This is a genomic window from Flavobacterium columnare NBRC 100251 = ATCC 23463, assembly GCF_002530675.1.
In the GTDB taxonomy this organism is placed as follows: Bacteria; Bacteroidota; Bacteroidia; order Flavobacteriales; family Flavobacteriaceae; genus Flavobacterium; species Flavobacterium columnare.
In genome coordinates this window covers 17,598-30,255 of record NZ_PCMX01000016.1, presented here as the reverse complement: position 1 = coordinate 30,255, position 12,658 = coordinate 17,598, and the positions used below count along the sequence as shown (strand labels likewise).

Here is a 12,658-nt window from a genome sequence, read left to right as displayed (position 1 = left end):
AGTTTAGCTGGTTTTGTTTTAATATAAAAAACCCCAAAGCACTTTTAATAATAACTAAAAGAAACAATGGGTATTACAGAATATGCTATATGATTGTAATACAATCAATGTTTGTACAAATCTAAAAAAGATTTTGATAAAGACAGTAAAAAATAAGAACATCTGTAAGCTTTTTTACTTACAGATGCCATTATTTATTATTTTTTAGCTTCTTCGATGTAAGAGATAGCTTGACCTACAGTAGCAATGTTTTCAGCTTGGTCATCTGGAATTTGAATATCAAATTCTTTTTCGAATTCCATGATTAGCTCAACAGTGTCTAATGAATCAGCTCCTAAATCGTTAGTGAAGCTTGCTTCAGAAACTACTTCGTTCTCGTCAACACCTAATTTGTCCACGATAATCGCTTTTACTCTTGATGCAATGTCTGACATAATCTTTAATTTTAAATTTTAATTAGTTGGCAAAAATAAAAAAATTATTTAATTACTCCTTTTTTGTTTCATAAATCTAACTACGAAATTATAAAATTAATTTTACAAAGAGGATGGTTTTTTTATTATTTCTCCTGAATTATTCTTTTTTTTGCAACTTTAAATGTTTTTTAATTTCTGAAAGCCTATTTTTACTGCTATAACAACACATAAAAATATCATGAAAAAAATTGTACTATTTGCTTCTGGTTCAGGATCTAATGCTGAAAAAATCATATTGCATTTCAAAAGCAACCCAAAAATAACCGTAACACAAGTTTATTCTAACAATTTAAATGCTAAGGTTTTAGAACGAGCTAAAAATCATGGTATTCCAACGCTAACTTTCACAAAAGAAGATTTGAACTCAGGTTTTGTTTTGAATCAGTTAAACGAATCTACTCCTGATTTAATTGTTTTGGCTGGTTTTTTACTAAAATTCCCAAAAAACATCATTACTGCTTATCCCAATCGAGTTATTAATATACACCCAGCTCTTTTACCTAAGTATGGAGGCAAAGGAATGTATGGTATGAATGTACATCAGGCCGTTTTAGAAAACAAAGAAAAAGAAACAGGTATTACAATTCATTATGTAAATGAGCACTATGATGAAGGGGCTATTATTGCACAATATGCTACTAATATTGAAAATTGTAAAAAAGCAGAAGAAATAGCCACAGCAGTTCATCTATTAGAACACACTTATTTCTCTATTGAAATAGAAAAACTTCTAAATTCTTAACTCATAAAACATATACAACATGTCATACCAAGTACATATTTATACTGATGGAGCAGCAAAAGGAAATCCTGGACCTGGCGGCTATGGCTTGGTAATGGAACTGGTTGGAAGTTCTTATAAAAAAGAATTTTACGAAGGCTTTCGATTGACTACCAACAACCGAATGGAACTTTTAGCGGTCATTGTAGGGCTCGAAAAACTAAAACAACCCAATCAGCGTGTACTTGTCGTTTCTGATTCAAAATATGTAGTAGATGCTGTTGAAAAAAATTGGGTAATAGGCTGGGAAAAAACAGGTTTTAAAGGCAAAAAAAACCCAGATTTATGGGTTCGCTTTTTAAAAGTATACCGCCAACATCAAGTAGATTTTAAATGGATAAAAGGTCATAACAATCACCCACAAAATGAACGTTGTGATCAACTAGCGGTAATGGCATCGCAACTGAAAACACTCTCTATCGATCGTTTTTATGAAGGAGAAAGTAATAAATTAGTTTGAATGAGTCCGATTGGCTAATCAAAAGAGCAAAATCTACTCTATTCATATTAGATAAATTAATTGTAAAATGATAGAAAGAAATTATGTTACTTGTTGTACAAAATTTCATCTTAAACCTTGCCTTAAATCCAGATTACACATTAGAAGTTTACTACAGATAAAATGACTTTCTTTGTTCTTTGAATCTAAAAAGTCTCATTTTTTGCCCTCAATGCGTCAAAACTACAATGGCATAAAACAATTCCGCGTCTTTTTATCTTATTTTCTCTTTTCATCTTCATCACAAAATACACCCCATAATCTGTGTTAAAGATATTTACTAACACATTTACAATCAATCTATTTCTTTGAGTGATTACATACTACATCCCCAGAGAAAGAATAGATAAATGATCTCTAAAACGTATAAAGAAAATCTTCTTCTAGATAATTTTTAGAAAAAACTAAAACACAACACTAGGATACCTACTTCAGACTTAAATTGCAAATCTAGTATTCAAGTCTTTAGCTTTTCTTTTTTAAAAACTTTTAATAATAAATAATACCCTCTTATATAAAAAAGAAAGAGTATGTCCTAAAATTTTTCAATCTTTTCGAACCAAAGGAAGGTTCGAACAAAGCGAATAGTCGAAGCAAATCACATAACACTGATTCTGACTTCCCCTGTCGTCAAAAAGGACTAAACGTTAAGCTATTACTTCTTAAACACCGATAATTAATAACGTTTTGGATAATCTTTATTTTCCGAATACTTTTTTATTAAAAACAATCAATATCCCTACTCCTGTAGAGATGGCAATATCTGCTACATTAAAAATAGCGTTGAAAAAGGTAAAGTATTTTCCGCCAAAAACAGGCAGCCAAGACGGTAACTTGCCTTGCCAAATGGGAAAATAAAACATATCAACAACTTTCCCATACAACCAAGTGCCGTAAGGTTTATCTGAAAAAGGAATTGCTAATTGACCTTCGCTATGATCAAAAATAACACCATAAAAAACAGAATCTAGGATATTACCAAAAGCACCCGCTAAGATTAGCGAAATGGCTATAATTAATAAATTAGAAGCTTTTTCTTTTACTGATTGCCACAACCAATAACCAATTCCAAAAACTGCAAAAATTCTAAAGGTGGTAAGAATCAATTTACCGTAAATCCCTGGCAATTCAACTCCCCATGCCATACCTTCATTTTCTACAAAAAGAAATTTAAACCATTTAGCTACAACAACTTCTTCATGTAACATGAAGTTTGTCTTTACATATATTTTTGATATTTGATCTGTTAATAAAACTAGGAAAACTATTAAATAGGCTTTTTTTAGATTCATTTTTAAACTTTTGATGGGCAAAAATAAGGAATATTGTAATACAAAATAAGGAAACTTAAAGAAGATAAAAAACGCTCCATTAGGGAGCGTTTAGTCATTTGTTTTCGATATGTTATTTTTGCAAATTTTTAGCTTCGATACTCATCGTAGCATGTGGGACTAATTTCAAACGCTCTTTTGCAATTAATTTACCTGTTACTTTACAAATACCATACGTTTTGTTTTCGATACGAATTAAAGCATTCTTTAAATCTCGTATGAATTTTTCCTGACGAATGGCCAATTGAGAGTTAGCTTCTTTACTCATAGTTTCGCTTCCTTCTTCAAATGCTTTGAATGTAGGTGAGGTATCATCTGTACCATTATTCAAATCATTTAGATAAGCACTTTTTATAAGTTCTAAATCTGCTTTGGCTTTTTCTAATTTAGTCTGGATTAACTCCTTAAATTCCGCTAAATCTGAATCCGAATATCTAATTTGTTCTTCCACCATAATCTAATGTGTTTTGGGTTAATATCTGGTTTAGTTTGTTTCCGAAAAACTATTTTTATTTTGTTATATGAATTTTTGTTTTAAGGTTATCAAATTCAATTTCTGTGCCATTTTCTATGCTTTCAGCAAAAATTAATTCTTCTGTTAATGTTTCTGCTTGAATATAATCCAAATTGTTTGCTACAGCACTTTCTATTTCGTCTTGGTTTACCATTGTAACCTTAATTTTGTCTGTTACTTCAAAACCAGAATCTTTACGAATATTTTGGATACGATTTACTAATTCCCGTGCGATTCCTTCTTTTCTTAATTCATCGGAAATGGTAATATCCAAAGCTACTGTAATTCCTCCTGAGTTAGCCACTAACCACCCTTCTATATCCTGAGAGGTAATTTCTACATCTTGAATTGTTAAGATAACATTATTTCCGGAAATAGCAATACTTATTTCTCCTTTTGTTTCTATCTCTACTATTTGTTCTTGTGAAAAACCTTGTATTTCTTTAGAAATCAAACCCATATCTTTCCCAAACTTGGGACCTAAAGCTTTAAAATTAGGTTTAATCTGTTTAACTAAAACACCAGAAGCATCGTCTAAAAGTTGTATTTCTTTTACATTTACTTCTGCCTTAATCAAATCAGATACTGCTTCGATTTCCGCACGTTGTACTTCATCTAATACAGGTATCATTACTTTTTGAAGCGGCTGACGAACTTTAATCATTTCTTTCTTACGCAAAGACAATACTAAAGAAGAAACGGTTTGCGCCTTTAACATTTTGCTTTCTAACGATTTATCAACACGGTTTTCAACGTAAACTGGGAAATTTGCAAGGTGTACACTATCAAAAGTTTCTTTTTGTGTTGCCGCATTTAAATCTTTATACAAGCGATCCATAAAGAACGGTGCAATAGGTGCCGCTAATTTAGCTACAGTTTCCAAACAAGTATATAAGGTTTGGTATGCTGCTATTTTATCTGTTCCGTAATCACCTTTCCAAAATCTACGACGGCATAGGCGCACATACCAATTACTCAAATTTTCTTGAACGAAATCAGAAATGGCACGAGCTGCCTTTGTTGGCTCATAATCCGCATAGGCTTCATCTACTAATTGAATTAAGGTATGCAACTCCGATAAAATCCAACGATCAATTTCTGGTCTTTCTTCCAATGGAACTTCTGCTTCTGAATATTTAAATCCATCAATATTAGCATATAACGCAAAGAATGAATACGTATTGTACAACGTACCGAAAAACTTACGACGTACCTCAGCTACACCTTCAATATCAAATTTCAGGTTATCCCAAGGATTTGCATTAGAAATCATATACCAACGTGTAGCATCTGGACCATATTCTTTTAATGTTTCAAATGGGTCTACAGCATTACCCAAACGTTTCGACATTTTCTGCCCGTTTTTGTCTAATACCAATCCGTTAGAAACTACATTTTTATAAGCTACTTTGTCAAAAACCAAAGTTCCGATAGCATGCAATGTATAGAACCAACCACGTGTTTGGTCAACTCCTTCTGCAATAAAATCAGCGGGGAAGGATTGGTTTCCGTCTATCAATTCTTTGTTTTCAAATGGATAATGCCATTGCGCATAAGGCATTGCACCTGAATCGAACCAAACGTCAATCAAGTCTGTTTCACGATTCATAGGTTTTCCTGAAGGTGAAACTAAAACGATAGTATCTACTACATTTTTATGCAAGTCAACTAAGTCGTAATTGGTTTCATCCATAGTTCCTATTTGAAAACCTTTGTATGGATTTTCTGTCATTACTCCAGCCGAAATTGCTTTTTCAATTTCATTGAACAACTCTTCCACTGAACCAATGCAAATTTCTTCTGTTTTGTCTTCCGTTCTCCAGATAGGTAATGGAATTCCCCAATAACGCGAACGTGAAAGATTCCAGTCGTTAGCATTTTTCAACCAATTTCCAAAACGCCCTTCACCCGTGGCTTTAGGCTTCCAATTGATGGTTTCGTTTAGCTCGAACATTCTATCTTTTACCTCCGTTACTTTGATAAACCAAGAGTCTAATGGATAGTACAAAATAGGTTTATCGGTTCTCCAACAATGTGGGTAACTGTGCACATATTTTTCTACTTTGAACGCTTTATTTTGCTCTTTTAATAAAATCGCTATTTCTACATCTACGGATCTTTCAGGAGCTTCGCCTTCGTTGTAATATTCATTTTTAACGTATTTGCCTCCAAATTCTCCTAATTGTGCTACAAACTTACCTTGTAAATCTACTAAAGGAACGGGATTCCCGTTCTCGTCTAACACCAACATAGGTGGCACTTCAGGAGTCGCTTCTTTAGCCACTTTCGCATCATCAGCACCAAAAGTAGGAGCGGTATGTACTATACCCGTACCGTCTTCGGTCGTAACGAAATCACCTGCAATTACTCGGAACGCGTTTTCGGGCGTTTGGTATGGTAATGCCCAAGGCAATAATTGCTCGTATTTGATTCCAACTAAATCGGCTCCTTTACATTCTGCTAAAATTTGGTAAGGGATTAGCCCCCTAGCTCCCGAAGGGGGAACATGTAGAAACTTATCTTCTAACTCTTTAAATTCATCATTAGTTTCTACCGACTTATATTTTTTATCAAATTGTTTTGAAACCAAGTTTTTAGCTAATATCACATTAACCGGTTCAAACGTGTATTGATTGAAGGTTTTTACTAAAACATAATCAATTTTAGGTCCAACGGTCAATGCAGTGTTACTTGGTAACGTCCAAGGAGTAGTTGTCCAAGCTAGGAAGAAAGCCTCCCCCATTCCTTCCGAAGAAGAAGAGCTCAAACCGAACGCATTTAACACGCTGTTTGCCCCCCCTTCGGGGGTTAGGGGGCTCTTGAATTGTGCTACAATAGTCGTATCGGTCACATCGCGGTACGAACCCGGTTGGTTTACTTCGTGTGAAGATAATCCTGTTCCTGCTTTTGGCGAATACGGCTGGATCGTATAGCCTTTGTATAATAAATCTTTAGTATAGATTTGTTTTAGCAACCACCAAACCGATTCCATGTATTTGGATTTATAAGTCACATACGGGTCTTCCATATCTACCCAATACCCCATTTTTTCGGTAAGGTCATTCCAAACATCGGTATAACGCATCACAGTACGTTTACAAGCTTCGTTGTATTCGGTTACCGTAATTGTTTTCCCAATATCTTCTTTGGTAATGCCTAATTCTTTTTCGGTTCCTAATTCTACCGGAAGTCCATGAGTATCCCAACCGGCTTTACGCTTTACTTGGTATCCTTTTTGAGTTTTATAACGACAGAAAATATCCTTAATCGCACGTGCCATTACGTGGTGAATACCTGGTAATCCATTTGCTGAAGGGGGGCCTTCAAAAAACACATACGGGGTAGCTCCTTCTCGTGAAGTTACCGATTGTTTAAAGACATTGTTTTTTTTCCAAAAATCAAGTACTTCAGAGGCCACTGTAGGCAAGTCAAGTCCTTTGTATTCGTTGAATTTCATATCGCTATTCTCTATATTAAAAAATCAATCGGCGAATGTAATGATTTATAAGGCAATAGCAAAAAAAAAGACATAATTAATACGATATATAGAATAATTACTAGCTCAAAAATTAAAAAAAATGTATTTTTACATTCATACTTAATGAGCTCCTAAATGATGAAAAAAAATATACTCTTTTTTCTTTGGTTGTGTACAATCATTTCCTACGCTCAATCAAACGTTGGGATTAACACCACAACTCCTACTGAAACGTTAGATATTAATGGTGATCTAAGAATAGAGAACTTACCTGATGGAAATAATGCGAACACTTATTCAAAAACATTGGTAACTAATAGCTCCAATACGATACTAATGGATGGAGGAGCCTATACTGACGGGCATGTGTTTTTAGATGTTTTATCTACTTTAGCGGTCTATTACTGGAATACGACAAGTACGGCAGGTTTTGATATGATTACACAAAATTTTACTACTATAAAACCCAATCAAGTTGTTGACATTAATTTAGACCTTCCTTTTAGAATTTCTGCGTTTGCATCAACTACTCCACCTGGGCACAACGGAACACCTTTAATTTTTAGCGCGGATACTCGTGTTGTAAAGACTTTTATTTACCTAAATGGGGGCTCTTATATCAATAAATTAATTGCAGCAAAAACTCAATATCTAAGTGGAAGTTTCAAAGAAACTGGAATTTATGGTACTAATTTGAGTTCTCAGATTTCATTACCTACACTGGGTACATATACAATTACGGTTCGTGTAGAGACTAATTGTATAAACGGATCTTCATTTAGAATAAACTACAATCCTAGTACTGTAGGAAAAACAAATTATTTAAAACTAACCTCAGTAAATTAAGAGACATGAAAAATATTATAAAAACAATTATTATTTTGGTTTCTAATTTTTCGATAGCACAAGTTGGAATTGGAACAGACACACCAACAGCAACTTTAGATGTTAATGGAACGACGAGGATTAGAACTTTAAATGATGGTTCTAACAGCACTACCTATCCTTATTTTGTCGTAGCAGATGCACTAGGAAATCTGGCAAAAGCAGACAGACCGTCTAAATTATTCACCTCTTTAGAGCCTACTTTTACTTTGGATACAAATATAACAAGCGATACGCAAATTACTAGTACTTTGTATAGTGCTACTGTAACTACAAGTGTAGCTAATCAGGTATTACAAATTAGTTGTTTAATTCCTTATCGCCTTTGTGATAATACCATAACCACTAACCCACCATTATATCATGCTTCTACTAGAGCCTTAACCTATGAATGTATTTTAAACACTGGGACTGACAATACAATTGCACATGAAACGGTTTTCTTTAGTGGAGGAAATCGTTTGAAAGAAACCCATTACTGCAACCTATCAGGAAATATCACAATTACCACACCCGGCACCTATACCTTACGAATAAATATAAAAGCCGACGCTCCAAGTGGTGCAGCTTATCGAGTTGAACACAATATAAGTAGTACCACAGGCAGGGTTTTTATTTACTCCAGTAATTAAATTAATCAGGTATGATAAAACTCTTTTAAAACCTCTAATGAATAAGGCTTTCTGAAATTTTCTATATGCAAGGCGTAAAAATCTAAGAGAACTTCTAAAAGCCTTTGACGTTTTAGATAATCCAATTTAAAATCGGTAGTATCATCAAAACTTGAACACATAAAAAGTTTTAAATTTTGCGAAGTTTCCTCATCTACAACATAAGACGTAACCTCTGAAACAAAACACCCTTCATTCAAATCAAAAAAAGGGAAATCATCATTAATTAAGTATGGATAAAATCCTAAAAACTTAGTCAATTCTATTAAAAAATTAAGATGGAAATTGACTGCATGATCGTGAGTATCCAGCCACACCATGGCCGTTTCTAAAAACAAATAAAGTGGTTCATTGCCTTCTTCTTCCTTAATCACATGATGCAATACTTCTGACAAAAACAAAACAATAGTACTTTTAACAATATCAAAAGGAATACTTTTATAGGGCACAGCTATCTTAATTTCTTTAAAATACTCTAGCCCTCCTTTATTTTTATGATCAGCCTCAATTTCAAGAATTGTTAAAGGTTGAAAGTAAGCAATACGCTGACTATTTTTTTTAGTAGAGAAAGCGGAAGGTACAAAATATGAAATTACACCTTGGCTTTGTGTAAAACATTTTACAATCAAAGATTTTTCTTGATATCGAATAGCACTTAAAACAATTGCTTTAGTTTTGGTTAGCATAAATTTTTACTTTCGATTTAAAAATTTTTTTTCTATTAAATGCCATGATAGATAAGCACATACATAGGTTGTTAACATTGTTATTATCCCCACAAACAAAGGGTTGTATTTTTGAAAATATTCAAAATACACAAACAGTTGTATTATGGGAAAATGATACAGATAAATACCATACGTATAATCCGCTTTTAGACTAAAGTTGTTTAAAAGAGGGAGCGAATACGCAAGAAACAATACCGTAACGCCTAACACAAAAGGAAAAAAGAGATCAATGTCTAAACCATACATTTGAATTAAAAATAAAAACCATGCTCCTATTAGAAACTTCCATTTGTTCTGAATAAAAAAATCAAAGTTCAGATAGATATAGATCCCCATAACAAAATAAGCTAATTTTCCTGGGAGTTGCTTTTCTAGTAATGGTAAATGCAAAAATTCTAACATTACATGAGAATATAAAATAGAAGCCAAGTAGATAAAGACTAATACTGTGTTTTTATTTTTGAATTTATTGATTAGATAAAACAGCATAGGTAGTACAATATAAAAACCTTCTTCTATTTTCATAGTCCATAAAGAACCATTTATAAAAGGAATCGGATTTGTAGTAAAAACACTTGGAAGGCACGGTTCTACAAAATTCAAAAAAAACAGATTCCAAAAAAAATAACGATAGGTCCTCCTATTGGTAAAATAATCCTGATAGGAAAGAGTGGAAAGAGCGGATAGAATTATTACAGAAAGGATTATTATTGTAATGTATGCTGGTAAAATTCTTTTGGCTCTTTTTAGAAAATACATTTTTAAATTAGGAGTATTCACTAAACTTTTAGTTACCAAAAAGCCACTTAAGATAAAAAAACCGCTAACGGCTAAATTGGATTTACAAAAAAGACTTAAAAAATGCAATGATTTATCCTTTGTTAGCTCAGCTAAATGAGCCAACAGGATTATATTGGCCATTAGAAAACGAAGGAAATTAATACTATTCTTCCTTAGCATTATTTATCGAATAATTAAAAGTTTTTTAACAACGGTATCTTCACCTTCTTGATCTGAAACTAATACTACATAAACTCCTGATGATACTTTTGTTTTAGCAAAAGACAGGGTGTCCCACTCGATAGTTCCTCCTTGTGAGATGTTTTCAAAAACTAGATTGCCTTCTATATCGGTAATTTTAACATTGCTTTTATCTTTTAATCCTGTAATTCTAACCATTCCTTTATGTTCTGGTCTATAGGGATTAGGATAAATATAGGTATTAGAATAATCTTTAGTTCCTACTGTTGCTAAACTCTGATAAGAAACAGTTCCATTATTAGTTACAAAATAGACTTTACCTGTTGTTTGATCTATTTCAATATCATCTACTATATTACTGGGTAAAGGCGAATTTTCTTTTGTAAAATGTAATTTGGTCTGTTGCCCGTCTGGCGAAATTAAAAAAACACCTGATTCTTCGACTGAAACCCATTTGTTGTTTGCTCCATCTACTTCTATATCTAAAATATTAGATTGATAAAAAAGTTCTTGAGCGGTGCCGTCTTCTAATAAAATAATTTGTTTTGTATCTAGACTGGTATCCGTCAAAAAGGAATTAATATTTGGCAAATAACGCAAGCCATTAAAGGTGCCAATCCATAATTGATTATTGTTATCAAGGGCTAAAGAGCGAATATCATTATCTGGTAAACTCCCTTTTCCTTTAACATTGTTAATAATTATATTTTTGTTTAATTTTTCATTAAATCCTATCACTCCTGTTTTTAGCGTTCCCAACCATTTAGTTCCATTTTTATCAATTTTCATTGAAGAAAAATTTTCTTCTTTAGGGTTTACAGAAATGTTTTTAAATGAATAGCTTTTCCAATTATCATTTTTATCAAGACTAAAAAGCGCATTTTCTGCTCTGCTACTGGTAATCCATAAATTTCCATTTGAATCAAAGCTAGGTGTATTTACAAGAAGAACGTTAGGAATTAGTTCGTCTTTTAGTGGGGTATTTTCTTTATTATATAATTTAGTGGGAATAAAATTATCTAGTTTTAATAATCCGCTAAAAAAAGAACCTATAAATACTTCATTTTTATTTTTAGGGTTCAAAACAATACTCGACAGAGCTCTTGCCTCTAATAGATCTTTATAAGGTAGGTTTATCCATTTTTCATTAGAATAAACACTAATTCCTGATTTACTAGGACCTCCACAACAGTACCCATAAGGATTGTATTGGTTAGTATACCCTCCAAAAACCGCAAAAAGAGTACCGTCATTAACTTTTATTCTAAAAAAACGATTTTTTTCTGGGCAACTCGGTGTTAAATTAGCTACAAGTTGGGGATTATCGAAGTCTACTGAATACAAACCATTACTTTCTGTTCCTACATAAATTTTGTTGTTTCTAATAGATGAACTTGTAAAAAGTGATTGGAATTGATCTCTCCAAGCTAATTGCTTTATTACACTTCCATTTTCATCAAAAACATCAACATAGTTAGAGGAACTTATAATTAGTTTATCCTCATTATAATGAACGTCTTTAGGTTTTTGTAGAACAGAGGTTATATAAGAAAGTGAATTATCTGACTTTAATTCATGTATAGCTCCTGTTTCTGAGACTATAATCTTTTTGGTTTTGGTGGATTTTAAAAAAAGCCAACTACCTGGTTGCAGCATACTCCATTGATTAAAATCAATCAAGAAAGGGTTACTTAACTTAGCAGTATAAAGACCCTTTGATTTTACAATTGCATAAATGGTATCATTAATTATTGAAGTGCTTACAATATCCTGTTCTGTCCCTCCTGTCCCTATAAAAAATGTATCTCCAAATTGGGAATTATCCATATCTAAAACGGTAATACCATATCCTGTTGATATATATATTTTGTTTTTGTATTCTTCAAAATGATTGATTCTTTTTTTGCTTGCTAAAATATTAGATTTTTCTTTTATTCCTTTTAAATAAAACATTGAACCATCTGTTTCATTGACAATAATAACCAACCCACTCAAGTGTCCCACAATGGTTTTATTATAGGTTGGACTGTAATGAATTTGCGTGATAGGCTCCCCTGATAGACCTTCTATTGTTGATTTTTTTTCAGATTGGTTGGTATCTAAATTAGATGAAAAATAGGTGTTATCAGCAGCTATTAGTATCTTGTTCCCTACTAATTCAAGATCTTTAACTGCATTATAGGAATAATATCCGCTCCAAGGGTTGATTTCTTGAGCAAAAACGTGAGGAAAGTTTAAGAGTATAAATAAAAATGCAGTACAATTCTTCATGTCTTTCTGATTTCTTGCGACAAATATACTTTAAAAACAAGTT

General features: G+C 32.6%; 11 protein-coding genes. 4 read left to right on the top strand and 7 right to left on the bottom strand.

Features of this window, described 5'->3' with window-relative positions; genetic code table 11:
- Positions 1-197: 197 nt before the first annotated feature.
- Complete coding sequence (locus B0A78_RS02555) at positions 198-434, bottom strand: acyl carrier protein (RefSeq protein WP_014166687.1); 237 nt, start codon at positions 432-434, stop codon at positions 198-200.
- 220 nt (positions 435-654) lie between these two features.
- On the opposite strand from B0A78_RS02555, the gene purN reads away from it, so the two are divergent.
- Positions 655-1,218 carry a phosphoribosylglycinamide formyltransferase gene (purN, locus tag B0A78_RS02550; RefSeq protein ID WP_014166686.1) on the top strand — a complete coding sequence of 188 codons (564 nt, stop codon included), beginning with the start codon at positions 655-657 and terminating at the stop codon, positions 1,216-1,218.
- A gap of 19 nt (positions 1,219-1,237) precedes the next feature.
- Positions 1,238-1,717, top strand: coding sequence for a ribonuclease HI (gene rnhA, locus B0A78_RS02545; RefSeq protein WP_014166685.1), 480 nt, complete (start codon positions 1,238-1,240; stop codon positions 1,715-1,717).
- Positions 1,718-2,454: 737 nt separating this feature from the next.
- Here rnhA and B0A78_RS02540 read toward each other — a convergent pair.
- From B0A78_RS02540 to ileS, 3 genes are all read right to left on the bottom strand, one after another.
- On the bottom strand, positions 2,455-3,048 hold the full coding sequence (locus B0A78_RS02540) for a lipoprotein signal peptidase (protein WP_014166684.1): 594 nt from the start codon (positions 3,046-3,048) through the stop codon (positions 2,455-2,457).
- Between the two features lie 112 nt (positions 3,049-3,160).
- A complete protein-coding gene (locus B0A78_RS02535) occupies positions 3,161-3,541 on the bottom strand; it encodes a TraR/DksA family transcriptional regulator (RefSeq protein WP_014166683.1) in 381 nt (126 codons plus the stop codon).
- A gap of 55 nt (positions 3,542-3,596) precedes the next feature.
- Entirely contained in the window at positions 3,597-7,058 is a 3,462-nt protein-coding gene (gene ileS, locus B0A78_RS02530; protein WP_014166682.1) for an isoleucine--tRNA ligase, read from the bottom strand.
- A 159-nt stretch (positions 7,059-7,217) separates the two neighbouring features.
- Between ileS and B0A78_RS02525 the strand changes: the two genes are divergently transcribed.
- On the top strand, positions 7,218-7,925 hold the full coding sequence (locus B0A78_RS02525; RefSeq protein ID WP_014166681.1) for a hypothetical protein: 708 nt from the start codon (positions 7,218-7,220) through the stop codon (positions 7,923-7,925).
- A 5-nt stretch (positions 7,926-7,930) separates the two neighbouring features.
- On the top strand, positions 7,931-8,596 hold the full coding sequence (locus B0A78_RS02520; protein ID WP_014166680.1) for a hypothetical protein: 666 nt from the start codon (positions 7,931-7,933) through the stop codon (positions 8,594-8,596).
- A 5-nt stretch (positions 8,597-8,601) separates the two neighbouring features.
- Here B0A78_RS02520 and recO read toward each other — a convergent pair whose 3' ends face one another.
- From recO to porZ, 3 genes are read right to left on the bottom strand one after another with little or no spacing between them, the layout of a single operon-like run.
- Positions 8,602-9,321: a DNA repair protein RecO gene (gene recO, locus B0A78_RS02515; RefSeq protein WP_014166679.1), complete on the bottom strand. Its 720-nt coding sequence runs from the start codon at positions 9,319-9,321 to the stop codon at positions 8,602-8,604.
- A gap of 6 nt (positions 9,322-9,327) precedes the next feature.
- Positions 9,328-10,323 (bottom strand): acyltransferase family protein, encoded by a 996-nt coding sequence (locus B0A78_RS02510; protein WP_077225483.1) that lies wholly within the window; start codon positions 10,321-10,323, stop codon positions 9,328-9,330.
- A gap of 3 nt (positions 10,324-10,326) precedes the next feature.
- Positions 10,327-12,615 carry a type IX secretion system anionic LPS delivery protein PorZ gene (gene porZ / locus B0A78_RS02505; RefSeq protein WP_014166677.1) on the bottom strand — a complete coding sequence of 763 codons (2,289 nt, stop codon included), beginning with the start codon at positions 12,613-12,615 and terminating at the stop codon, positions 10,327-10,329.
- Positions 12,616-12,658 lie beyond the last annotated feature (43 nt).